Annotated in this window: 22 protein-coding genes; 12 read left to right on the top strand and 10 right to left on the bottom strand. The window is 62.0% G+C overall.

From position 1 onward, the window contains the following. The first annotated feature begins 154 nt into the window (after positions 1–154). Positions 155–643, top strand: coding sequence for a peroxiredoxin (locus tag ACH2DG_RS06650; RefSeq protein ID WP_395024944.1), 489 nt, complete (start codon positions 155–157; stop codon positions 641–643). 275 nt (positions 644–918) lie between these two features. Then, entirely contained in the window at positions 919–2,637 is a 1,719-nt protein-coding gene (locus tag ACH2DG_RS06645; protein ID WP_395024943.1) for a PhoH family protein, read from the top strand. A 116-nt stretch (positions 2,638–2,753) separates the two neighbouring features. Here the strand turns inward: ACH2DG_RS06645 and ACH2DG_RS06640 are convergent, their stop codons facing one another. The 4 genes from ACH2DG_RS06640 to ACH2DG_RS06625 all read right to left on the bottom strand — a co-directional run bounded on the left by ACH2DG_RS06640 (position 2,754) and on the right by ACH2DG_RS06625 (position 8,911). Continuing rightward, positions 2,754–4,445 carry a thiamine pyrophosphate-binding protein gene (locus ACH2DG_RS06640; RefSeq protein ID WP_395024942.1) on the bottom strand — a complete coding sequence of 564 codons (1,692 nt, stop codon included), beginning with the start codon at positions 4,443–4,445 and terminating at the stop codon, positions 2,754–2,756. A gap of 362 nt (positions 4,446–4,807) precedes the next feature. Beyond that, complete coding sequence (locus tag ACH2DG_RS06635; protein WP_395024941.1) at positions 4,808–5,992, bottom strand: NAD(P)/FAD-dependent oxidoreductase; 1,185 nt, start codon at positions 5,990–5,992, stop codon at positions 4,808–4,810. Between the two features lie 119 nt (positions 5,993–6,111). After that, the gene (locus ACH2DG_RS06630; RefSeq protein WP_395024939.1) at positions 6,112–7,644 is read right to left on the bottom strand and encodes an aldehyde dehydrogenase family protein; all 1,533 of its coding nucleotides are present in this window, start codon (positions 7,642–7,644) and stop codon (positions 6,112–6,114) included. Positions 7,645–7,765: 121 nt separating this feature from the next. Then, a complete protein-coding gene (locus ACH2DG_RS06625) occupies positions 7,766–8,911 on the bottom strand; it encodes a branched-chain amino acid ABC transporter substrate-binding protein (protein ID WP_395024937.1) in 1,146 nt (381 codons plus the stop codon). A 181-nt stretch (positions 8,912–9,092) separates the two neighbouring features. On the opposite strand from ACH2DG_RS06625, the gene ACH2DG_RS06620 reads away from it, so the two are divergent. Beyond that, positions 9,093–9,995 (top strand): LysR substrate-binding domain-containing protein, encoded by a 903-nt coding sequence (locus ACH2DG_RS06620; protein WP_395024936.1) that lies wholly within the window; start codon positions 9,093–9,095, stop codon positions 9,993–9,995. Positions 9,996–10,166: 171 nt separating this feature from the next. Here ACH2DG_RS06620 and dnaB read toward each other — a convergent pair whose 3' ends face one another. Then, complete coding sequence (gene dnaB, locus ACH2DG_RS06615; RefSeq protein ID WP_184706758.1) at positions 10,167–11,573, bottom strand: replicative DNA helicase; 1,407 nt, start codon at positions 11,571–11,573, stop codon at positions 10,167–10,169. Between the two features lie 160 nt (positions 11,574–11,733). Between dnaB and truA the strand changes: the two genes are divergently transcribed. The 5 genes from truA (at position 11,734) to accD (ending at position 16,294) form a co-directional block, all read left to right on the top strand. Beyond that, complete coding sequence (truA, locus tag ACH2DG_RS06610) at positions 11,734–12,552, top strand: tRNA pseudouridine(38-40) synthase TruA (RefSeq protein ID WP_395024991.1); 819 nt, start codon at positions 11,734–11,736, stop codon at positions 12,550–12,552. Between the two features lie 3 nt (positions 12,553–12,555). After that, a complete protein-coding gene (locus tag ACH2DG_RS06605) occupies positions 12,556–13,287 on the top strand; it encodes a phosphoribosylanthranilate isomerase (RefSeq protein ID WP_395024935.1) in 732 nt (243 codons plus the stop codon). Continuing rightward, positions 13,280–14,548, top strand: coding sequence for a tryptophan synthase subunit beta (gene trpB / locus ACH2DG_RS06600; protein WP_395024933.1), 1,269 nt, complete (start codon positions 13,280–13,282; stop codon positions 14,546–14,548). Before ACH2DG_RS06605 ends, trpB begins: the two co-directional genes overlap by 8 nt. Then, positions 14,545–15,354, top strand: a complete 810-nt coding sequence (gene trpA, locus ACH2DG_RS06595; RefSeq protein WP_395024932.1) for a tryptophan synthase subunit alpha — start codon at positions 14,545–14,547, stop codon at positions 15,352–15,354. Before trpB ends, trpA begins: the two co-directional genes overlap by 4 nt. Before the next feature lie 67 nt (positions 15,355–15,421). After that, positions 15,422–16,294, top strand: a complete 873-nt coding sequence (gene accD / locus ACH2DG_RS06590) for an acetyl-CoA carboxylase, carboxyltransferase subunit beta (protein ID WP_395024931.1) — start codon at positions 15,422–15,424, stop codon at positions 16,292–16,294. Between the two features lie 85 nt (positions 16,295–16,379). On the opposite strand, the gene ACH2DG_RS06585 is transcribed toward accD, so the two are convergent. After that, the gene (locus ACH2DG_RS06585; RefSeq protein ID WP_395024930.1) at positions 16,380–16,937 is read right to left on the bottom strand and encodes a YggT family protein; all 558 of its coding nucleotides are present in this window, start codon (positions 16,935–16,937) and stop codon (positions 16,380–16,382) included. Positions 16,938–17,179: 242 nt separating this feature from the next. On the opposite strand from ACH2DG_RS06585, the gene lysS reads away from it, so the two are divergent. The 4 genes from lysS (at position 17,180) to ACH2DG_RS06565 (ending at position 21,002) form a co-directional block, all read left to right on the top strand. Continuing rightward, on the top strand, positions 17,180–18,721 hold the full coding sequence (gene lysS / locus ACH2DG_RS06580; RefSeq protein WP_395024929.1) for a lysine--tRNA ligase: 1,542 nt from the start codon (positions 17,180–17,182) through the stop codon (positions 18,719–18,721). A gap of 163 nt (positions 18,722–18,884) precedes the next feature. Beyond that, on the top strand, positions 18,885–19,898 hold the full coding sequence (locus ACH2DG_RS06575) for a hypothetical protein (RefSeq protein ID WP_395024928.1): 1,014 nt from the start codon (positions 18,885–18,887) through the stop codon (positions 19,896–19,898). Positions 19,899–20,033: 135 nt separating this feature from the next. Next, entirely contained in the window at positions 20,034–20,681 is a 648-nt protein-coding gene (locus tag ACH2DG_RS06570; RefSeq protein WP_395024926.1) for a mechanosensitive ion channel family protein, read from the top strand. 147 nt (positions 20,682–20,828) lie between these two features. Next, complete coding sequence (locus ACH2DG_RS06565) at positions 20,829–21,002, top strand: DUF1328 domain-containing protein (RefSeq protein ID WP_224151527.1); 174 nt, start codon at positions 20,829–20,831, stop codon at positions 21,000–21,002. A gap of 96 nt (positions 21,003–21,098) precedes the next feature. Here ACH2DG_RS06565 and ACH2DG_RS06560 read toward each other — a convergent pair whose 3' ends face one another. From ACH2DG_RS06560 to ACH2DG_RS06545, 4 genes are read right to left on the bottom strand one after another with little or no spacing between them, the layout of a single operon-like run. After that, on the bottom strand, positions 21,099–22,130 hold the full coding sequence (locus ACH2DG_RS06560; RefSeq protein ID WP_395024925.1) for an isopenicillin N synthase family dioxygenase: 1,032 nt from the start codon (positions 22,128–22,130) through the stop codon (positions 21,099–21,101). Positions 22,131–22,158: 28 nt separating this feature from the next. Beyond that, a complete protein-coding gene (locus ACH2DG_RS06555) occupies positions 22,159–22,899 on the bottom strand; it encodes an amino acid ABC transporter ATP-binding protein (protein ID WP_395024924.1) in 741 nt (246 codons plus the stop codon). Next, entirely contained in the window at positions 22,896–23,609 is a 714-nt protein-coding gene (locus ACH2DG_RS06550; protein WP_395024922.1) for an amino acid ABC transporter permease, read from the bottom strand. The genes ACH2DG_RS06555 and ACH2DG_RS06550 overlap by 4 nt, the downstream gene beginning before the upstream one ends. A 9-nt stretch (positions 23,610–23,618) precedes the next feature. Next, the gene (locus tag ACH2DG_RS06545) at positions 23,619–24,314 is read right to left on the bottom strand and encodes an amino acid ABC transporter permease (protein WP_395024921.1); all 696 of its coding nucleotides are present in this window, start codon (positions 24,312–24,314) and stop codon (positions 23,619–23,621) included. Positions 24,315–24,367 lie beyond the last annotated feature (53 nt).

Genomic DNA, 24,367 nt, shown 5'->3' with positions numbered 1-24,367 from the left:
CCACAATCGATAGTCTGTGATTATCAGGGGGGCTCGATAAATATTTCGATTCAGGGTAAAATAGCAGCTTGCGGTCGTGGGCCCGAATAATAACTATATGAGCACTTTGATTCCTGCGGCCTTTTTGCGATTACTCCGGAGAAAATAGAGCGCTATGGCTGTTGTTGTCAACAAATCCCTGCCAGAATTTGAAGCACAAGCTACGGGAGGCCAGAAGGTTTCCAATGCATCGCATCAGGGGCAAATTCTGGTGCTGTACTTCTACCCAAAGGATAACACTCCCGGCTGCACCACCGAGGCCATGCAGTTCCGCGACAAGTACGCGGACTTCGTGAAGGCGGGGGCGGCGGTGTTCGGTGTATCGCGCGACAACATGAAATCGCACGATGACTTCAAGGCCAAGCTTGAGCTGCCCTTTGAGCTGATCGCCGACACCGAGGAGAAGCTCTGCCATATGTTCGGCGTGGTCAAGAACAAGATCATGTACGGCAAGAAGGTCAAGGGCATCGAACGCTCGACCTTCCTGGTCGGCCCCGATGGCGTCCTCATGCAGGAGTGGCGTGGCCTGAAAGTCCCCGGGCACGTGGAAGAAGTGCTCAAGGCGGTCAAGTCGATGAAGGCTGCGCAGAAAAAGGCTGCATAAGCCGGTCCTGCGCGATTCATCGTGCCTTTGCGGCGCATCGCCTGTCATGCAGGGATGCGCCGTTGCCGTCTGCACGATGACAGAAATTTGACATTTTTCTGTCCGGCAGAATGTGCATAATGGACTCATATGTTTGAGCCCGGAATGCGTTGCTGCCCTATCGATCTTCAAAAAGGCTGTCTTGCTTGCGAGATGGCCTTTTTTGCTTTGGCAGGCCTGCATTCCGATGTGGATATCGCCCCTTTGGCGAGTAATTGATAAAGGCCTTTTGCTTCATGCCTCTGCCTCCCGCACCTACCGGACGCGCCAGCCGGCTCTCTTCCGGTGACCTGGCCGCCAAGGCTCCCACCAAGACGCGCAAATCCACCGGCCCCGTGATCGGCGATGTCTCTGAGCTCGCCTTGGAGTTGGAGCCCACCCAGATCGCAGCAAGCGCGCAGGCATTGCAGCGCATGGCCCCGGCCAGCGCCAAGCCTGCCCGTGCGAAAAAAACAGCGGCCAAGGCCACCACCGCCAACACGCCGACGGCACCGGCCAAATACACAGTCGCCGACAGCGTCGTGCCTGTCAGCAAGCCAGCCAAGGTGCGCAAGACCGGCAGCGGTGTCGCCAAGCTGTTCGTCCTGGATACCAATGTGCTGCTGCACGACCCGAGCAGCCTCTTCCGCTTCGAGGAAAACGACATCTACCTGCCGATGATCGTGCTGGAAGAGCTCGACGCGCACAAGAAGGGCATGACCGAAGTGGCCCGCAACGGTCGCCAGGCCAGCCGCACGCTCGATGCACTGGTCGCCACGCAGGAATCGCAGCTGGCCCAGGGCATTCACCTTGATGCCACCGGCCAGAAGGGCGCGACCGGGTGCCTGTTCTTCCAGACCGAGCCGCTCCACTACCATCTGCCTGAGAGCCTGCCGCAGGGCAAGGCCGACAACCAGATTCTGGGCGTCGTCGAAGCCCTGCGCCAGCGCCACCCGGAACGCCCCGTCGTGCTGGTGTCCAAGGACATCAACATGCGCGTCAAGGCGCGTGCGCTCGGCCTGGAAGCCGAGGACTACCAGAACGACAAGACGCTGGAAGACGGCGACATGCTCTACACCGGCATGTTGCAGCTCCCGCTGGATTTCTGGGCCAAGGTGGGCAAGAAGGTGGAAAGCTGGCAGTCTGGCGCCTCCACCTGCTACCGCATCAGCGGCGCGATCACGCAGCAGTTGCATATCAACCAGTTCGTGTACTACGAAGCGCCGGGTGAGAACAGCCTGTTTGCCCGCGTGATCGAGATCCGCGACAAGACTGCCGTGCTGGAGACCCTGAAGGACTATGGCCACCAGAAGAACAACGTCTGGGGCGTGACCACCCGCAACCGTGAGCAGAACTTCGCGATGAACCTGCTGATGGACCCGGACGTGGACTTCGTCACCCTGGCCGGTACGGCCGGTACCGGCAAGACCTTGATGGCGCTTGCCGCCGGTCTGACGCAGGTGCTGGACGAGCGCCGCTACAGCGAGATCATCATGACCCGCGCCACCGTGAGCGTGGGCGAGGATATCGGCTTCCTGCCCGGTACCGAGGAAGAAAAGATGGGCCCCTGGATGGGCGCGCTGGACGACAATCTGGAGTTCCTGGCCAAGGGCGATGGCGGCAATCCCGGTGAATGGGGCCGCTCGGCCACCAACGACCTGATCCGCAGCCGCATCAAGATCAAGAGCATGAACTTCATGCGAGGCCGAACCTTCCTCAACAAGTACGTCATCATCGACGAGGCGCAGAATCTGACGCCCAAGCAGATGAAGACCCTGATCACCCGCGCCGGCCCGGGCACCAAGATCATCTGCATGGGCAACCTGGCCCAGATCGACACGCCGTACTTGACCGAGGGCTCATCGGGCCTGACCTATGTGGTTGACCGCTTCAAGGGCTGGCCGCACAGCGGCCATATCACCCTGGCACGCGGAGAGCGCTCGCGCCTGGCCGATTTTGCCAGCGATGTGCTGTAAGTCATTGCTATACAATCGATAGCTATAGGCGCTTGACTGCAAATCGCCAGAAGCCCAAACCATCAAAAAAGCACCTTCCACAGGTGCTTTTTCTATGGCCGAGTGGCAGAAGGTCGTCAGACGCCAGTACCGCGAATCTGGTCCAGGCTGCGCGAGGGCGTGATGGCCTGCGGATCCAGCTTGCAATGCACGATCACCGGCAGTTGGTGTTCGGCCGCCCAGGCGCGCATGGCTGCCAGGGCGGGGGCAAACTCTTCTGTACTGTCCACGCGCATGCCATTGCCGCCAAAAGCCTTGGCGTAGGCCACAAAGTCTGGGTTGCGCAACTCCGTGGCGCTCACGCGGTTGGGGTAGTCACGCTCCTGGTGCATACGGATCGTGCCGTACATGCCGTTGTCGATCAGCAGCACAACGACGGGCAAGTGGTACTGCACGGCCGTTGCAAACTCCTGGCCATGCATCAGAAAATCGCCGTCGCCCGCAATGCAGACCACGCTGCGATCGGCCCACAGCCGCTTGGCGCCCACTGCAGCCGGAAAGCCGTAGCCCATGCTGCCACTGGTGGGCGCGAGCTGGCTGCCATAGCTGGTAAAGGGCCAGAACCGATGCACCCAGGTGGCGAAGTTGCCTGCACCGTTGCACCACACGGTATCAGGGGGCAGCACTTCGCGCACATGCGCCATCAACTGGCCCATCTGCAAATTGCCCGGCACCTGAATGGGCGCCGGATTGCTCCAGGCCAGGTAATCCGCATGGGCCTGCGCTACCAGCTCTCGGCGCGCCTCGCTGGCGTGCGCCGCAGGCTGGCTGGCAAGCGCTGCGCAAAAGCTGTCTGGCGCAGCCACAATGGCCAGATCGGCCTGGTACACGCGGCCCAGTTCGTCTGGATCGGGGTGGATATGGATCAACTGCTGGCCTTGCGATGCAGGAATGCCCAGCAGGCTGTAACCCTGCGACGGCACCTCGGACATGCGCCCGCCCAGCAGCACCACCAGATCGGCGCGCTTGACGCGCTCTATCAGCTTGGGGTTGACACCCAGACCCACATCGCCCGCGTAATTGGGGTGGTTGGCCGGAAACACCATCTGCCTGCGAAAGGAACAAGCCACCGGCACGGCATGGGCGGCAGCAAAGGCTGCGATGTCCTGGTGGGCCTGCGCATTCCAGCGCGAGCCGCCTGCAATGATGATGGGGTTGCTGGCTGCGGCAAGCTTGGCGACCACGGCCTGCACATCGGCATCTGCGGCGTTGGCGGGTGCCGCCTGGTACGGCCTGGCATCAGGCACCGACACGGTATCGCGCAGCATGTCTTCGGGCAGAGCGATCACCACCGGGCCGGGGCGGCCGCTGGTGGATACGGCAAATGCGCGGGCAATGATCTCGGGCACGCGCGCCGCATCATCGATCTCGGTTGCCCACTTCACCATGGGGCCGAAGACGGCGCGGTAATTGAGCTCCTGAAAGGCCTCACGGTCGCGTGCGCTGCGCTCGATCTGGCCGACAAACAGAATCATCGGCGTTGAATCCTGCATTGCCACATGCAACCCGGCCGACGCATTGGTGGCGCCCGGGCCGCGTGTCACCATGCAGATGCCGGGACGGCCGGTGAGCTTGCCCTGCGCCTCGGCCATCATTGCTGCACCGCCTTCCTGGCGGCAGATGGTGGTGTCGATGGGTGCATCGTACAGAGCGTCCAGCACGGCCAGAAAGCTCTCGCCCGGCACGGTGAATATCTGCTGGGTGCCATGGATCACCAACTGGTCCACCACCAGTTGACCGCCAGTGCGCTGGATATTTGCCTGCGTCATATTTTTGTCTCCTTGTTGAAATCGAAAGAAAATTGCTCCCCACGCTTGCCCACTTCGTGTGGCCGCTGCCCCTCCAAGAGGGGCGCTTTTCATCTTGGGGGCGGCCCGGCGATGAAAAATTGCTCCCCACGCTCACCCACTTCGTGTGGCCGCTCCCCCTCCGAGAGGGGCGCTTTTCATCTTGGGGGCGGCCCGGCGATGAAAAATTGCTCCCCACGCTCACCCACTTCGTGTGGCCGCTCCCCCTCTGAGGGTGGCGTTTTCACTTTGGGGCAACCCAATGAAAAAGGGCCGGACACCATACTCCGCATGGTGCTCAGCCCCTTTGATTTATGTCACCCGGCAACGCCGGGGTGTCTGGTTCAGATGATGCATTTCTCAAGCAACGGTTCATTGCGCAACAGGCGTTCCCAGCCCAGCGGGCTCACATCCAGGGTCTGGTAGCGCCCGGTCAGCACCAGTTCGGCAATTGCACGGCCAGCCGCCGGACTCTGCTGCAGGCCATGGCCCGAAAAGCCATTGGCAAAATAGGCGTTGTCGCAGCTGGGGTGCAGGCCAATGATGGCGTTGTGGTCGAACAAATTCATCTCGTAGTAACCCGCCCAGGCGCTTTCCACGCGCAGCGCCTCAAAACCCGGAATGCGCTCGGCCAGCGTCGGCCAGAGAAAGTTCTCGAAGGCGTCGTGTTCCACGTCGAGCGGAATGTCGTTGCCGTCATCCCCCTCTTCGGGGCAGAAACCGGCGATGAAACCATGGCCTTCCGGCCGCAGCCAGATGCCCGAGGGGTCGATCAGCAGCGGACAACGGGGTAGCTTGGCAGGGCTGGACAGGTTGAAGACCGTGCGGCGCTTGCCGTGCACGGGCAGATCGATGTCCAGCCAGCCGGCCACGGGCTTGGCCCAGGCACCGGCAGCGTTCACCATGGCGCGGCAGGCAATGCGCGTGCCGTCTGCGAGCAGCACGGCTTCCACATGGGCCACGCCGTCGTGCCTGGAGTGCGCAACACCCACGGCTTCGGCCCGCAGGTACTTCACGCCTTGCGACACCGCCTTGGCCTTGAGCGACTGCATCAGCAGGTAGCCGTCAAACCAGCCTTCTGCCGACAACCCCAGCGAGCCAAGCACGATGTCGTCAACGTTCAACCACGGAAAACGGGCCTTGAGCGCTTCGGGGTCCAGCAGCGCCACATCCACATCGTGTGCGCGCTGCAGCGCATGGTTGTCGCGCAGCACGGCTTCACCTGCCTGGGTCGCCAGGTACAGGTAACCGTCTTCCACGAGGCCGATGTCGGGCTGGTCGCTGCCAACGGCCAGCTCCGTTTTGAGGTTGCGCAAGAAGCCAATGCCGAACTGCGACAGCGCAATGTTGATGGCCGTGGAGAACTGCTGGCGGATGGAGCTGGCCGACAGCGCCGACGAGGCCTGCGCATAGCTCGGGTCACGCTCGATCACCAGCACCGGCAAGCCGGGCTTCTGCAGGGTCAAAAAATAGGCGATGGCGCTACCAATGGCACCACCGCCAACGATGACGATAGGAAGTTCTTGCATAGATCAAAGATCACAGATCACAAATTCAATCCAGGGCGTGCCCGCCACCGAGCCACCGCCAAGAACGCCCCCGCCCACAGGAGAGCGAGGGACGCTGCGCAGCGGTTCAGCAGGTGCCGTCAGACATCAAAGCGAACGCCTTGCGCCAGCGGCAGCGCGCCGCTGTAGTTGATGGTGTTGGTCGCACGGCGCATATAGCCCTTCCATGCGTCAGAGCCCGATTCACGGCCGCCGCCGGTTTCCTTCTCGCCACCGAAGGCGCCACCGATTTCTGCGCCCGAAGTGCCGATGTTGACGTTGGCAATGCCGCAGTCGCTGCCTGCGGGTGACATGAAGCGCTCCGCATCGCGCAGGTCGCTGGTGAAGATGGCCGACGACAGGCCCTGTGGCACCGCGTTCTGCAGGGCAATCGCGTCTTCCGAGCTGCCGTCGTAGGTGACGATGTACAGGATTGGGGCAAAGGTTTCGTGTTCCATCACCTTCGATTGCGCCGGCATCTTCACGAGGGCCGGGCGCACGTAGTAGGCGTCTGCGCCCAGGTCTTCGCGTTCGCGCTGGCCACCAATCACGGTGCCGCCTTCTGCCTTGGCCTGCGCCAGGGCCGCCTGCATGCCATCAAACGATGCCTTGTCGATCAGCGGGCCCACCAGGGTGCCGTCGGTCATCGGGTCGCCCACAGTCACGCTGCCGTAGATTTTTTCCAGGCGCGCCACCAACTGGTCGGCAATGCTCTTGTGCACGATCAGGCGGCGCAAGGTGGTGCAGCGCTGGCCGGCGGTTCCCACGGCGGCGAAGGTGATGGCGCGTGCGGCCAGCTCCAGGTCGGCCGATGGCGTCACGATCATCGCGTTGTTGCCGCCCAGCTCCAGGATCGAGCGGCCAAAGCGCTCAGCCACCTTCACGCCCACCTGGCGGCCCATGCGGGTCGAGCCGGTAGCGCTGACAATGGGCACCAGCGGGCTGTCCACCAGCACTTCACCCACGTCGCGGGCACCAATCAGCAACTGGCTGATGCCAGCTGGCACGGCACCGGGCTGCTCCTGGTTGAATTCGGCAATGGTCTTTTCCAGCAGGTGCTGGCAGGCCACGGCGGTGAGCGGGGTCTTCTCGGAAGGCTTCCACACCACGGCATCGCCGCACACCAGGGCCAGGGCGCTGTTCCAGCACCACACGGCCACGGGAAAGTTGAAGGCCGAGATGATGCCAACCACACCCATGGGGTGCCAGGTTTCCATCATGCGGTGGCCAGGGCGCTCGCTGGCAATCGTGAGGCCGTGCAGTTGGCGCGACAGGCCGACGGCAAAGTCGCAGATGTCGATCATCTCCTGCACTTCGCCCAGGCCTTCGGAGGTGATCTTGCCCGCTTCAACCGACACCAGTGCGCCCAGTGCGGCCTTGTGCTGGCGCAGGGTCTGGCCAAAACGGCGTACCAGCTCACCACGCACGGGCGCTGGCACGGTGCGCCATTGCAGGTAGGCGTTGTGTGCGGACTGAATGGCAGCGCTCGCCTGCTCGGCGCTGTGCGCCTTCAGCGTTGCCAGCGTGGCGCCATCGGCGGGTGAACGGCTGGTGATGTCATTGCCGGAGAGGGGTTTCAGATCCAGCGCCAGTTGCTTGCAGATCTCGTTCAAACGGGTGGTGGATGTGCTCATCGCTCGTCGTTCCTTACGCTTTGGCCTTGGCAGGCCTACTATCAAAAAAGAAGCTGCCTGCGCCCTGTAGGTGCGCGCAAGCAGTGGTTTTCACTATAAACCGTGGGCGGTCAGCCCTTCATCACTTGTAGGAAATCTGCGTCTGCTTGCCGTCCTTGTACACATAGGCCGTGACGCCGGGGTTCTTCAGGTTGCCCTTGTCGTCAAAGTTGAAGGTATTGGTCACGCCTTCATAGTTCACATCGCGCACGGCAGCCAGGTATTTGGCGGGGTCGGTGGAATCGGCCTTCTTCATGGCAGCGGCCACCACCATCATCGCGTCATACATGAAGGGGCCATAGGTCAGCACCTCGGCCTTGAAGCGGTCATGGTAGCGCTTGGCAAAGTCTGCGCCCTTGGGGCGCTTGGCCAGTTCTTCGCCGCCACGGCTGCAGTACAGCACATCGTTGACTGCGCCCTGGCTGATCTTGAGAATTTCAGCAGTGCACAGACCGTCCGAGCCCATCAGCTTGGCCTTGACGCCCAGGCGCTTCATCTGGTTGGCGATCAGGCCGCCTTGGGCATCCATGCCGCCATAGAAGATCACATCAGGTTTCTTGCCACGGATATTGGTCAGGATCGCGGAGAAATCCACACTCTTGTCAGTGGTGAACTCCTGCGCTACCACCTCGGCGCCCATGGCCTTGATGCGCTTGGAGAAATCGTCGGCAGAGCCCTTGCCGTAGGCCGTGCGGTCGTCAATGATGGCAAAGCGCTTGGCGCCCAGCTTGTTCACGGCCAGCTCGGCCAGCGCCGCGCCCACATCGGCATCGCTTGCCAGCACGCGGAACACATTGTTGTAGCCCAGCTCGGTAAAGCCAGGGTTGGTGGCGGGCGAGAGATTGGGAATGCTCTTCTTGTTGTAGATGGGCGCCGCCGGAATGGCCGCGCCCGAGTTGAAGTGGCCCAGCATGGCCTGCACGCCGCCATCCACCATCTGGTTGGCTACCACCACAGCCTGCTTGGGATCGCCCTGGTCGTCTTCGGATTTCAACTCGAACTGCACGGGCTTGCCACCAATCACCATCTTCTGGGCATTCAGCTCTTCGATTGCCATGCGGATGCCGTTTTCATTGTCCTTGCCCCAGTGCGACATGGGCCCCGACAGCGGCGCGGCGTGTCCGATCTTGACGGTTTGTGCCGTCTGGGCATTCACCGGACCTGCCAGGAGGGTGGCAGCGGCAATGGCAGTCAGGGAGCCGAGGCGATGGGTCTTGGTCATTGGCATGGGTGATGTCTCCTGTTGTGCCGTCCGCACTGCTCTGGTGCGTTGCAGGCTGGGGTTCGCGGTCTGCCGCCTGCCGGGCCACAGACCATCAATAGCTAAAAATGCTATGTGAACAATCAGGAACAGCAAAATGCGAAAATAGCCAGACATATTGCGTTTTCCGAACAAAGTACCTACCCCTATGCGCAACGCGATCCCCAACATCGGGCTGTTGATGGCCTTCGAGGCATCAGCCCGTCACGGCAATTTTTCCCGTGCTGCCAACGAGTTGGCGCTGACCGCCAGCGCCGTCAGCCGCCATGTGGCGGCGCTGGAGGACCGCCTGGGCGTGCCGCTTTTTGTGCGGCACAAGCGCCGCGTGATGCTCACCGATGCGGGAAAACGATATGCCCAGCGGGTGCGCCTGCATCTCAACGGCCTGGAGCGCGACACGCAGGAAATCGCCAACAGCCGCGCCCAGGGCTATGCGATCCATCTGGCCGTCGTCTCCAGCTTTGCCACGCAATGGCTGGTGCCACGCCTGCCCGCCTTTGCCAAGCTGCACCCTGATATCCATGTGCACCTGTCGGTGCGCTCGGAGCCATTTGCCTTTGAGGAAAGCGGTTTTGACGGCGCCATCTACTCGGGCGACGGCCTCTGGGCCCAGACCCAGGGCCAGCGCATTGCACAAGATGGTGCCTGCATCCCCGTGTGCAGCCCGGCGTACGCGGAGCAATACGCGCTGGGTGCGGAGGCAGATTGGCGCCATCTCGTCCACATCGGGCTGGAAAGCCGCCCCAACGCCTGGCGCGACTGGTATGCGCAACTGGGCTGGGATTACTCGGTGCAGGCCTCCCGCGGGCCACGCTACGAGCTGTTTTCGATGGTGATCATGGCGGCCAGCGCCGGCCTGGGCGTGGGCCTGGTGCCCGAGGTGCTGGTGCAACCCGCGCTGGATGCCGGCCAGGTGGTGCCAGCCCACAGCCATACCTCGCCTGGCACGCAAAGCTACTGGTTCAGTTACCCCACCTACCGTGAGCCATCGCAGGCATTGCAGGCCTTTGAGAGCTGGGTGGTGGCGCAGAGCCAGCAAAGCGGGCTCTAGAGAAGAATAGCCCCGCGGCGCCTTACCGAGCTGCCACGCACCTGGGTCTAAAAGGAGAGCTGATAGCGGCTATCTCCATTCGCTTTTAGACATCTTCTTATCTGAAAGCAAAGCTGGTAAGGCACTTTCCGCTATTGTTTTTGAATACACCCGGCCGCGCCCGGTCCGCCATCAATAATCGTCTGCGCCCACGGCCAGGTTCTCGAAACGGGTCTGGTTCTTCTGGAAGAAAAGCTTGACCGTGCCCGTTGGCCCGTTACGCTGCTTGCCAATGATGACCTCGGCAACATTGGGCTCGTTGCTCTCCTTGTTGTAGTAGTCGTCGCGGTAGATGAACATGATGATGTCCGCGTCCTGCTCGATGGCGCCCGATTCGCGCAGGTCGGACATCATGGGCCGCTTGTCGGTGCGCTGCTCCACCGAACGGTTGAGCTGCGACAGCGCAATCACCGGGCACTGCAGTTCCTTGGCCAGCATCTTCAGGCCACGCGAGATTTCGCCCAGCTCGGTGGCGCGGTTGTCCGATGATGCGCCGCCCGAACCGCTCATCAGCTGCAGGTAGTCGACCACAATCAGGCCCAGCTTGCCGCACTGGCGCGCGAGGCGCCGTGCATTGGCGCGCAGCTCCGATGGCGTAAGGCCCGGGGTTTCATCGATGTGCAGGCTGACGGTGCGCAGGCGCTCGATCGCCTCGGACAGGCGCGGCCATTCCTCATCGGTCAGCTTGCCAGTGCGCAGATTGCCCTGGTTGACGCGGCCGATCGAGCCGACGATACGCACCGCCAGTTGGGCCGCGCCCATTTCCATCGAAAACACTGCTACCGGCAGCCCTTCGTTGAGCGCCACATGTTCGGCAATGTTCACCGCAAACGAAGTCTTGCCCATGGACGGACGCGCCGCCAGCACCACCAGGTCGCCCGCCTGCAGGCCACTGGTCATGCGGTCCAGGTCGACAAAGCCGGTGGGCACGCCAGTCACATCGACCGGGTTGTCCGCCATCTCCTGCACGCGGTCAAGCAAGTCGACCACCAGAGTATCCAGCGACTGGAAGCCCTGCTTCATGCGCGAGCCTTCTTCGCCAATGGCAAAGATCTTCTGCTCGGCCTCGTCCAGCACGCGATCCACCGTCTTGCCCTGCGGATTGAAGGCGTTGGTGGCGATCTCGTCGCTGGCCGTCACCAGCTTGCGCAGAATGGAGCGCTCCCGCACGATTTCGCCGTAGCGGCGGATATTGGTGGCGCTGGGCACGTACTGCGCCAACTGGTTCAGATAGGCCAGCCCCCCCACTTCTTCGGCCTTGCCAATCCCCTGCAGATGTTCGTAGACAGTGATCACGTCGGCAGGCTTGCCAGCGTTGATCATGCTGGCGATGGCGGTGAAGATCAGCTTGTGCTCGTGGCGGTAGAAGTTGTCTTCGGCCAGCACGTCGCCCACTCGGTCCCAGGCGTTGTTGTCGAGCAGCAGGCCACCCAGCACGCTCGATTCCGATTCGATCGAATGCGGCGGAATGCGCAGCTGCGCCACCTGCTTGTCGGGGGTGATGAACGCGTCGTCCATCGGGGGAAAAGTCTCTGACATGGGGGAAGGGTTCCAGCAATAGATGCGCGCCGGATCGGTGCCAGCGCCATGCGGCAAGAATAGCGCAACTCGAATGCCTCGCCCGCCGCCCGGCCCTTGCCCGGTCTGGTAGGGCCCCTGCTCAGCTACCAGCATGGCATCACCAGTTATGATCGGCGCCATGCGCATCGCACTGGGTATCACCTACAACGGACAGGCGTACCAGGGTTGGCAGAGCCAGCCGTCCGGCCGCACCGTCCAAGACCATCTCGAAGCGGCCCTGGGCCGCTTCGCTGCTTCCCCCATCTCAACCATCTGCGCCGGCCGCACCGATGCCGGCGTGCACGGCCTGATGCAGGTCGTGCATTTCGACGCGCCGGTGGAGCGCGCCGAGGCCTCATGGGTGCGCGGCACCAACACTTTTTTGCCCAAGGACATTGCAGTGCAGTGGGCGCGCGCCGTTCCCGAGGCTTTTCACAGCCGCGCCTGCGCCACTTCGCGCCGCTATGGCTATGCGCTGCTGCAATCGCCGGTGCGCCCGAGTGTCGAGTTTGGCCGCGTCGGCTGGGTGTTCCAGCCGCTTGATCTTGCCGCCATGCAGCAGGCCGTGCAGTTTTTGCTGGGCGAGCATGATTTTTCGTCGTTCCGCGCCGCAGGCTGCCAGGCCAAGTCTCCCATCAAGACGCTGTATGCCATCGACATCGCCCACAGCCCGATGCGCCCCAGCAGCGCGCGCGACGGCGTGCCCTCGTGCTACTGGCGGTTTGATTTTCAGGGCAGCGCCTTCCTCCACCACATGATCCGCAACATCATGGGCTGCCTCATCATGATCGGCCAGGGCGTGAAGCCCCCTGAATGGATGCAGGAAGTGCTGAACGCCAGAAGCCGTGAAATGGCCGCCCCCACCTTTTCACCGGATGGCCTGTATTTTCTCGGCCCCCAGTACGATGCACAGTGGGGCCTGCCCACCCAGGCCGTTTCCTTTGACTGGTTTGCCTGAAGCATGATGCACACAATCCCCATTCCCGCCCGCACACGCATCAAGATCTGCGGCCTGACGCGCGAGGCCGACGTGGACGCAGCCGTGGCCGCCGGTGCCGACGCCATCGGCTTTGTGCTGTATGCCAAAAGCCCGCGCGCAGTCAGCGTGGAGCGTGCTGCCGAGTTGGCCCTGCGCCTGCCCGCCTTTGTGACACCTGTGCTGCTGTTCGTGAACGAAGAGCCTTCAAAAGTGATAGCTGCCTGCGACCATGTACCGGGCGCCATTGCCCAATTTCATGGAGATGAAACGCCGCAGGAGTGCCTGGCCGCCACGGCGGGCGGCGCCCGCGCATTCCTGCGGGCCGCGCGCATACCCCTTGGCGACGCTGCGGCAGAGTTTGACCTCGTAGAATACGCACATCGATATTCACACGCCAAGGCCATTCTGCTCGACGCCCATGTCGACGGATTCGGTGGTGGCGGCAAGGCATTCAATTGGTCACTGCTTCCAACAAACGTAGCCTCTCATCTCGTTTTGTCTGGTGGACTCACGCCTGCAAACGTGACCGATGGCATTGTGCAGGTCAGGCCGCGCTGCATTTCGCTCGCGGTTGATGTGAGCTCCGGCGTCGAAGCCACCGGGCCCGACGGCCACCCCGTCAAGGGCACCAAGGACGCCGACAAGATCCACCAGTTCGTCGCCGCCGTGCGTGCGGCAGACGCACTTCTTGCACAAAACCCTTTCCATGTTTGAATACCAGCAACCCGATGCCGCAGGCCACTTCGGCCCCTATGGCGGCTCCTTCGCCAGCGAAACCCTGACCCACGCGCTCACCGAACTGCGCGAGGCCTACGACCGCTACCAGAACGACCCGGAATTCCTGTGCGAATTCCAGTACGAGCTGTCGCACTATGTGGGCCGGCCCTCGCCCGTCTACCACGCAGCGCGCATGTCGCGCGAGATGGGCGGCGCGCAGATCTACCTCAAGCGCGAGGACTTGAACCACACCGGCGCGCACAAGATCAACAACGTGATCGGCCAGGCCATGCTCGCCAAGCGCATGGGCAAGCCGCGCATCATCGCCGAAACCGGTGCTGGCCAGCATGGTGTGGCCACGGCCACCATCTGCGCGCGCTACGGCCTCGAATGCGTGGTCTACATGGGCAGCGAGGACATCAAACGCCAAAGCCCCAATGTCTATCGCATGAAACTGCTGGGCGCCACCGTGGTGCCGGTCGAGTCGGGCAGCAAGACGCTCAAGGACGCACTCAACGAAGCCATGCGCGACTGGGTGGCCAATGTGGACAACACCTTCTACATCATCGGCACCGTGGCGGGCCCGCACCCCTACCCGATGATGGTGCGCGATTTCCAGAGCGTGATCGGCAATGAATGTCTGGAGCAGATGCCCCAACTGTTCAAGGAACAGAACATGGCGGCCAAGCAGCCCGACGCCGTCGTTGCCTGCGTGGGCGGCGGCAGCAACGCCATGGGTATCTTCTACCCCTATATTCCTTACGAAAACACGCGGCTGATCGGCGTGGAGGCGGCGGGCGAAGGCCTGGACAGCGGCAAACACTCGGCGTCGCTGCAGCGCGGCTCCAGCGGCGTGCTGCACGGCAACCGCACCTACATCCTGCAGGATGAAAACGGCCAGATCACCGAGACCCACTCGATCAGCGCGGGCCTCGACTACCCCGGCGTCGGCCCCGAACACGCCTGGTTGCAGGAAATCGGCCGAGCCCAGTACGTCGGCATCACCGACCAGGAGGCGCTCGACGCCTTCCACTACCTGTGCCACACCGAAGGCATCATCCCTGCGCTGGAATCGAGCCACGCCGTCGCCTACGCGATGAAGCTGGCCAAGACCATGCGCCCAGAGCAATCCATCCTCGTGAGCCTGTCCGGCCGTGGCGACAAGGACATCGGCACCGTTGCCGACCTGTCGGGCGTGGATTTCTATACCCAGCCTTCGGCCCGCGGCGTCACTGTCAAAGGAGCAGCATCCAAATGAGCCGCATTGCAGCCACGCTTGACCAGTTGACACTGGCCGGCCGCAAGGCCTTGATTCCATACGTCACGGCGGGTTTCCCGTTCGCCGACATCACGCCCGCATTGATGCACGGCATGGTGGAAGCAGGCGCCGATGTCATCGAACTCGGTGTTCCCTTCTCCGACCCGATGGCCGATGGCATCGTGATCCAGAAGGCTGGCGAAAAGGCGCTGTCGCTGGGCATTGGGCTTGCGCAGGTGCTGAGCATGGTGGCCGAGTTCCGCAAGAAGGACAGTGTCACGCCCGTCGTTTTGATGGGCTATGCCAACCCGGTGGAGCGCTATGACCAGCTTCGCGGTGCAGGCGCCTTCGTGCGCGACGCATCGACCGCCGGAGTGGATGGGGTGCTGGTGGTAGACTACCCGCCCGAAGAATGCGAAGCCTTTGCCGCCGATCTGCGCCAGCATGACATGGACCTGATCTTCCTGCTGGCCCCTACATCGACACCAGAGCGCATGCAACAGGTGGCGCGCGTGGCCAGTGGCTATGTGTACTACGTCTCGCTTAAGGGCGTGACCGGTGCCGGTACGCTGGATACTGCTGCAGTCGAGGCCATGCTGCCCAAGATCCGCGAGCATGTGCACATCCCTGTTGGCGTGGGCTTTGGCATTCGGGATGCGCAGACCGCACAGGCCATCGGCAAGGTGGCCGATGCGGTGGTGATCGGCACGCGCATCATCCAGCTGATTGAAACCCAGCCGCACGAGAAGGTCGTTCCCATCGTTTCAGACTTCTTGCGCGGCGTTCGCAAGGCGCTTGACGCATAATGCGCCCCTCGGGCCGCTCGCACTCTGGTGCTGCGGCCCACCGAGCGCAAAAGCAAAGGAAAGAACCATGTCCTGGCTAGAAAAACTGTTACCCGCCAAGATCCAGCACACCGACCCGGCGGAGCGCCGTCAGATCCCTGAAGGCCTGTGGATCAAGTGCCCCGCATGCGAAGCGGTGCTGTACAAGACCGACCTGGAGCAGAACTTCAGCGTCTGCCCCAAATGCGGCCATCACCACCGCATGTCGGCCCGCGCGCGCCTGAACCAGTTTCTGGATGCCGAAGGCCGGTACGAAATCGGCCAGGAAGTGCTGCCGGTCGATGCCCTCAAGTTCAAGGACAGCCGCAAATACCCCGAACGCCTGAAGGAAGCGCTGGAAAACACCGGCGAGACCGACGCCCTGGTGGTGATGGGCGGCTCGGTCAAGAGCATCAACCTGGTAGCGGCCTGCTTTGAATTCGAATTCATGGGCGGCTCCATGGGCTCGGTCGTCGGAGAGCGTTTTGTGCGTGGCGTGGAAACCGCCATGGAACAGAAGGTGCCCTTCGTCTGCTTTACCGCCACCGGCGGCGCCCGCATGCAGGAAGGGCTGTTGAGCTTGATGCAGATGGCCAAGACCAATGCCGCTCTCACCCGCTTTGCCAAGAAAGGCCTGCCCTACATCAGCGTGCTGACCGACCCGACCATGGGCGGCGTGTCCGCAGGCTTTGCGTTCATGGGTGACATCGTCATGGCCGAGCCCAATGCACTGATCGGCTTTGCCGGCCCCCGCGTGATCGAGAACACCGTGCGCGTCAAGCTGCCAGAAGGTTTCCAGCGCGCCGAGTTCCTGCAGCAAAAGGGCGGCGTGGACATGATCGTCGACCGCCGTGAGTTGCGCGACCGCATTTCCAGCAGCCTGGCCATGCTCCAGCGCCTGCCGGCAGACGCTGTGGCCTGATACCGGCTTCATGCACCAACTAAAAAACCAGCCTGAACGGCTGGTTTTTTCATGCCCCGAACACAACCAACACGCTATTTCCTGTCTACACGGCCACCAGCAATCGCGCCTGCAGATTCGCCAGCACGATGGCCACAATCTGCAGTAACACCATCAGCACAATGGGCGACAAGTCCACCCCACCCACCAGCGGAATGACCTTGCGCAGCGGCCGCAGCAGCGGAGCGGTGAGCTGGTAGAACACCGCCTGGATGACGGCATTGCCTGTAGACAGCCATGACAGCACGCAGTGCACCAGCAGAATCACCACCATGCTGGAAATGGCGATATTGGCCACGCCGATGGTTGCCACCACGAACACGGCGGCCACCGAAGCCACGCCACCGCCCACCAGCCACAGCAACAGGAATTGCACCCATTGCACCAGCCAGGCGCCCAGCACGCTGGCCCAGTCCCCACCCGGCACAGCCTTGGTGATCTTGCGCAGTGGCAGCACCAGCCAGCTGGTAAGTGCCAATACCAACTGACCGAGCGGGTTGTTGAACGAGACCCGCTGGTGCTGCATGTACCAGCGCAGCAGGCAGGCACCCGTCAACAGGCCCCCGACAACATTGAGCAACAACGACAAAATCTGGTGAAGCATCGGAATTCCACAAGGGCGAAGCCCTGATTGCTATACAAAATGAAGCTAAAAGCCCAATGAACACGGGCATTATTGCGCTATTCTATGCGGATCAAGGCAAAAAACGCATGCAAAAACCCTCCTGCCACGGCATGAAAAGCCGCGCCCCAGTCGGGCACTCCGGCTTTGACGGACGCAGGCGCGGTCAAAAAACTTAAAATGACGGGTTTTGGCCGTTTACCAGCGCGATGCTGGCTTGCTTCATGTCTGAAAACCACACCACTCCAGAGACAGCGCCCGTTGCGCTGGACGAAAACAAACTGATTGCCGAGCGTCGCGAAAAACTCAAAGCTCTGCGCGAGGCACAGCGCGAAGGCAAAGGTGTGGCCTTCCCCAACGACTTCAAGCCAGCCGACCGTGCAGCGACCTTGATTGCCGCGCATGATGCCACCGAGGCGGAAGCACTGGAAACGCGGGCCGTGGCTGTGAGCGTAGGCGGCCGCATGATGCTCAAGCGCGTGATGGGCAAGGCCAGTTTTGCCACTGTGCAGGACGCTACCGGCCGCATCCAGCTGTATGTGACGCGCGATGCCGTGGGCGAAGAAGAATACGCCGATTTCAAGAAGTGGGACCTGGGCGACATCATTGGCGCCGAAGGCACGCTCATGAAAACCAAGACCGGCGAGTTGTCGATCAAGGTCACCAAGATCCGCATGCTCACCAAGAGCCTGCGCCCCATGCCCGACAAGTTCCACGGCATGGCCGATCTGGAGCAGAAGGTGCGCCAGCGCTATGTCGACCTGATGACCGACGAAGACGCGCGCAAGCGCTTTGTGGCCCGCTCCAAGGCCGTCTCCGGCATCCGCGAGTTCATGGTCGAGCACGGCTTCCTCGAAGTCGAGACCCCGATGCTGCACCCGATCCCCGGTGGCGCCAATGCCAAGCCCTTCATCACCCACCACAATGCGCTGGACCAGGAGATGTACCTGCGCATCGCGCCCGAGCTGTACCTCAAGCGCCTGATCGTGGGTGGCTTCGAGCGTGTGTTCGAGATCAACCGCAACTTCCGCAACGAAGGCATTTCGGTACGCCACAACCCTGAATTCACGATGATGGAGTTCTACGCGGCCTATTGGAACTACCGCGATCTGATGGACTACACCGAGCAGCTCATCCGTGACGCCGCGATGAAGGCCGTCGGCACGCTGGAACTCACCTATGGCGGCAAACCCGTCGACCTGGCCAAGCCCTTCGAGCGTCTCACCATCACCGAGGCCATCGTCAAATACACCGATGCAGGCGAGAACGTGGGCAACCGCGAGTGGCTGACCAATGCCTTGAAGAAGCTGGGCATGAAGGAAGAAAAGGACAAGCTGTCCACCCGCTCGCTGGCCAGCCTGCAGGTGCTGTACTTTGAGGAAGTGGTCGAGGAAAAGCTGTGGAACCCGACCTTCATCATGGAGCACCCCACCGAGATCAGCCCACTGGCGCGCGCCAACGATGAGCGCCCCGAGGTGACCGAACGCTTCGAGCTGTACATCACCGGCCGTGAATTCGGCAATGGATTCTCCGAGCTCAATGACGCTGAAGACCAGGCGGCCCGCTTCAACGCCCAGGTCGCAGCCAAGGATGGTGGCGACGACGAAGCCATGTACTACGACCACGATTTCGTGCGCGCGCTGGAATATGGCATGCCTCCCACCGGCGGCTGCGGCATCGGCATCGACCGCTTCATGATGCTGCTGACCGACAGCGCCAGCATCCGCGACATCATTCTGTTCCCTGCACTGCGCCGCGAGCAGTAAGACAGGGCGTGCTCCTCGGCACGCTTCCAAAACAATAGCTTCCAGCGCTTTATCAATACGCGCTGGAAGCTATTTTTCATACATCCTTCACTGCATCCTTACGGAATCTCACCGGCAGGTGTGCCACACAAGCCCCGCTGGAGAGGCCGATATACTGGCGGCCATGCAGATTCCACACTACTGGGCGCAAACGCGCTTGCGCCATGAGACCGGTATCCGCCACGGCGTGACCGTGCAACGCTGGGGCTGGTCCGACGAAAGCCAGCAGGCTGCCGAAGCCCATGCCCGCGAACGCGCGCAGGCAGCGCTGGACCAGACGCTCGCCGCGCCCAAGCTACGCAATCTGGACGGCCACTTTCGGCGGCTGGAAGGCCTCAATGACTATGGCCTCAATGGCGAGACCCCGATCCGGGAAGAGATTCTGGAGCAACGCGGCGAGACCGTCATGACGCGCAACAGCTACGGCGCGCACTGTCTCAATACGCCCCATGTTGCCATCGCCGATGTCGACTATCCGAAGGAGGCCCCGCCCCCGAGCCTGCACCCCTTGGGCACCCTCGCCGTCGTGGCATTGGGCTGGTGGTTTCTGATGCAGTCCCAGGGCTGGAGCATGGTGGCCTGGGTGTCGCTCGCAATCGCCGCGCTGGTGCTGCTGCTGTGGTTCAAGCGCTACCTCACCGCTCGCCAGAGCGCGGCCAACCGGGCTGACCCGCGCGAGGCTGCCATCCAGCGCATCACGGCATTCTCCGCCCAGCACCCTGATTGGGGATTGCGTCTCTACAGCACGCCCAAAGGATTGCGCGTCATCGTCACGCACAGGCCCATGCAATCGGCCGACGCCGATGTGCAGGCCATGTTTTCCGCCCTGCAGGTAGACCCGCTGTACCAGCGGCTGTGCGTGCAGCAGCAATGCTTTCGCGCCCGTGTCAGCGGCAAGCCCTGGCGCATGGGCATAGGAGGTCCCAGCCCACAGGTCAGGCGCTGGCCAACCACTGAAAAGCACCTCGCAGACCGCGAGCGCTGGAGCCGTTACTACGACAACAAGGCCGCGCAGTACAGCGCCTGCCAGTTCGTCAGCCAGTTGGGCGAGAGCCGGATCGCGCCCGAAGCCCAGCCATTGGTGGACTGGCACGACGAGGCCAGCCGGGCCCACAATACCGCTCTGCCCGTGGCGTAAGCGTGCGTTCTTGCCTGTGCGCTGATCGACGACCCATGCACTCGGTTCGTCGCCCGCATCAGCGCGGCTTGCCGCCATGCCATCCCTGCTGCCGTAATGCCTTTGTAGCGACAGCCTCTCCCTGATTCCTTTGCCATGTACCGATTCAAAGCGCTGATCCCCGCCTGGGCCTCCGAATGGATGGACATCATTGTTCCGGCCATTCAGATTGCCCTGGTTCTGCTGTTGTCGATTGCACTGCACTACCTCACCCGCAAGCTCATCAACCGTGCGGCGGCGCACTACAAGTGGCCGCTTGAGCTGGTGGTACCGGTCAAAGGCCTGGTGCGCTGGCTCATCATCGGGGGCACCATCTTGCTGATTCTGGAGCGGCTGGGGGTGAGTGCCACTGTGCTGTGGACAGCATTCTCAGGCTTTGCCGCCGTGGGTGCCGTGGCGTTCTTCGCCGCATGGAGCGTGCTGTCCAATTTCTTCTGCGCGCTGCTCATCTTCACCGTCCGGCCCTACCGCCTGGGCGATTACATCGAAGTGCTGGACGCGCTGGACAAGCCCGGAGCCAAAGGCCGCGTGGTCGACATCAACATGCTCTACACCACGCTGGAAGACTTTTCTGCAGGCCCGGCGCACCGCGTTGTTCTGCAGATTCCAAACACCCATGTCTTTCAAAAAGTGGTGCGCCGCTGGACGGACGCGCCGCCACAGCCGCTGCCGACCGAGCCCACCGAACCTGCCGGGGCACCTGCAACTGGTGCAACCGCACCCTCTTCATCGCCTCCCCCCTGAGCCCAGGTACCCGCCGAATCCGCCCACTGCTCGCCCACCACCTGCATTTCTGTCAGCACACACCTACCGCCATACTCCCTATCGCCTCACGTAGACCGCGCCAGCCAACACCTAAGCTCAATGCATTCCATTGCACAGGAGGTTTGTATGCTCAAGTGGGCCATTATCTTTGCGGTGATCTCGCTGGTCGCCGGCGTTTTCGGTTTCACCGGTGTGTCGTCGGGCGCTGCAGGGATTGCGAAAATCCTGTTCTATATCTTTATCGTGATCACCGTGATCTTCCTGGTCGTGGCCTTGCTAGGCATCGGCGCGGTGGCATAGCAGACAGGCACTTCACCCACACGCAAAAAAGCCTGCCGATGCGCAGGCTTCTTGTGTGTTGGCAGCGATGGTCTGAGGCTGCGATGCTCCGAATGGCTACAGCACTTCGTCCTTGAGCTGGGGAAATACCTTGGACACCTTGGCAAGCAGGTAGTCACCATAGCGGCCATTGAAGGCGTGCACATTGGCCTTGTCCCAACGCTCGCTGCTGTCGTCGCGCACGGGTGCGCCAGCCAGCCCATCGATGCGCTGCACGCGCGCTTCAAAGTTAGGATCGAAAAACAGCGGAAACGACAGGCGGTCGGTGCCAGAAGTATTGCGCCTGACGCGGTGCGGTGTGGATTTGTAGAGGCCACCCGTCATGCGGTCCAGCATATCGCCGATGTTGCAAACAAAGGTACCGGGCAGCGGCGGCGCATCCACCCAACCGCTTGGCGTGTGCACGGACAGGCCCCCGATCCGGTCCTGGTACAGAATCGTCAGCAAACCGTAGTCGGTATGCTCGCCCACGCCCCAGGGTGCGTCCACACCTGCAGGAACATCGATGCTCGGATAATTGAAGATGCGAAACAGCACCAGGGGATCTGCCGTATAGCGCTGCGAGAAATAACCAGCCGGCAGGCCCAGGCTCAATGCGATGCCCTCCATCACACGGTGCCCCACCTGGGTGACTGCATCCATGTACTGCAGAATGGTTTCGCGATAGCCCTCCAGTTCGGGGAACAGGTTGGGGCCGTGGACAGGCGTTCCTGCCTGCACCAGCGGGTGTTCGGCCGCCAGCTCGGTGCCCAGGTACAAGCCCTCTTTCCAGTCCGGCAAGCCCGAGGTCAGCTCCCCTCCTACCTTGAAGTATCCGCGCCATGCGCGCCCTCCCAGGGCCATGCGCCATTGCATCTTGCGCTCTTCGGGCCAGCTGAAGAACGCCTGGCTCAACGCATGCAAGCGGTCGATCAGTTCCTGCGGAATGCCATGGTGGCGGATATAGAAAAAGCCATGCTCGCGGCAGGCACTGCCAATCGCGTGCGCCACTGCAGCCCGCGCAGCATCATCGGCAGCAGGATTGACCAGCGCCGCAATATCGATCACCGGCAGGCTGGCCACGGGGGAGGAAACAGTCTCAGTCGTCATGAGAGTGTGGTTGCAGACAATGCAGGACTCAGGCTTTGTCAAATGGCGAGCGGATGTCCGCCAGGAACTTCTGCGTGCGCGCGTGCTGTGGCCGCAGGAAAAAATCCTCAGGCCTGGCACGCTCCAGCACGGCGCCCTGGTCCATGAAGATGACTTGATCGGCCACCTCGCGGGCAAAGCCCATCTCGTGTGTCACGCAGACCATGGTCATACCGTCCTTGGCCAGATCGCGCATCACCAGCAGCACCTCTCCCACCATTTCGGGATCGAGCGCACTGGTGGGCTCGTCGAAAAGCATGATCGGCGGCTTGAGCGTAAGCGCACGCGCAATCGCCACTCGCTGCTGCTGGCCGCCCGAGAGCTGATTGGGAATTGCCTCGGCCTTGTGGGCCAGCCCCACGCGGTGCAGCAGCTCCATCGCGCGCTCCTTGGCCTCAGCAATGGTCATCTTCTTGAGCTGCACCGCAGCCAGCGTGCAGTTCTCCAGCACCGTCAGGTGCGGAAAGAGGTTGAACTGCTGGAACACGAAACCGATGCCCGCGCGCAGCTGGTTCACATTCAACTTGGGGTCGTGCACATCCCGCCCGTCCAGCAAGATGGTGCCCGACTGGATTTCCTCCAGCCGGTTGATGGTGCGGATCAAGGTGGATTTGCCCGAGCCCGAAGGGCCGCACACCACCACCACCTCTCCGGTGGGAATCGTCTCGTTGACATCGACCAGCGCGTGGTAATCGCCATACCACTTGTTCACGTTCTTCAGCTCAATCATGCGGCTACTTTCTCTACACGGCGGCTGCCCAAGCCTTTGCGCTCCAGCCGCTTCTCAATCCAAAATGCAAAACGCGACAGTCCGAAGCAGAGCACGAAATAGGTCATGCCCAGAATGCCGAATACCTGCGCCGGCTTGGTGAACACCAGGCTGTTGATCTGTGTGGCGATGAAGGTCACCTCGGCCAGCCCGATGATGTAGCCCAGCGAGGTTTCCTTGATCGTCGAGATGAACTGGTTGACCAGCGAAGGCAGGGAGTTGCGCATCGCCTGCGGCAGGATCACCGTCCGCATGGCCTTGAAATAGGGCAGCCCGAGCGAGCGCGCGCATTCCATCTGCCCTTTGGGCAGGCCCTGGATGCCGGCACGCACAATCTCGGCCAGGTAGGCTGCATCAAAAATCACCAGCGCAATCAGCATGGTCCAGAACTGGTCGGTCTTGTGGCCAGTCACGCTGGGCAGAAAGAAATACGCCCAGAACACCACCATCAGCAGCGGCGTGCCGCGCACCACGTACACCAGTGCCGTGACCGGCCAGCGCACGATGCGCCAGGGCGAAATGCGTGCCATGCCCAGCAGCAGTCCCAGCGGCAGCGACAGCAGCAGGCCCATGACGGCCAGAATCAATGTCAGCGCCAGGCCGCCCAGCGGTCCGTTGGGGTACTGCCCGACCAGAAAATACAGCCAATAGGTTTGGATGAGTTCCAGCATCTGCATTCCTTACATCGTGCGCACCGGATAGCGGTGCTGGAACCAGATGGCGGCAAAGGTGATCACCAGCGAGACGGCCAGATAGGCCACGCTCGCAAATGCAAAGGCTTCAAAGCTGCGGAAGGACTGGCTCTCCACCTGTCCGGCCTGGTACATCATCTCGGCCGCACCGATCACGGTGGCGATTGACGTGCCCTTCCACATGTTCAAGGTCTGCGAGATGAGGGGCGGCACCGTGAAGCGCAAGGCCTGTGGCAGGATTACCAGGCGCATGGTGCGCATGTAGGTCAGCCCCAGCGCGCGCGATGCCTCCATCTGCACAGCAGGCACGGCGCGGATGCCGCTGCGGATGTCTTCTGCCATGTAGGCCGCAGTGTAAACACCCAAGGCCATCACGGCGCAGATCGATTCGACGGGCCCGGCGTAAAGCGCTTCCTTCCATGCTGCAGGCAAGAGCTCTGGCACGCCAAAGTACCAGAACAGCATATGCGCCAGCAGCGGAATGCTGCGGATCACCTCGACATAGGTGGCGCCGATCCAGCGCAGCGCCTTGAACGGCGACAGACGGCACAGGGCGATCACCAGACCAAGCGGCAGCGCAATCCAGAAGGCGTAGAACAAGTACTGCAGCGACATCTTGAAGCCGGCCACCAACATATCGTGGTACTGGCCCGACAAGAGCATCTGCACATCAAAAGTCGTCATCTCAGATATCCAAAAACATGACAAGGCGCTGGGAGCAGCGCCTTGTCATTCAC

Source organism: Comamonas odontotermitis, from assembly GCF_040396735.1.
Classification (GTDB): Bacteria; Pseudomonadota; Gammaproteobacteria; order Burkholderiales; family Burkholderiaceae_C; genus Comamonas; species Comamonas odontotermitis_C.
Note: the sequence above shows the minus strand (reverse complement) of the source record. Positions and strands in the feature narration are given on the sequence as shown.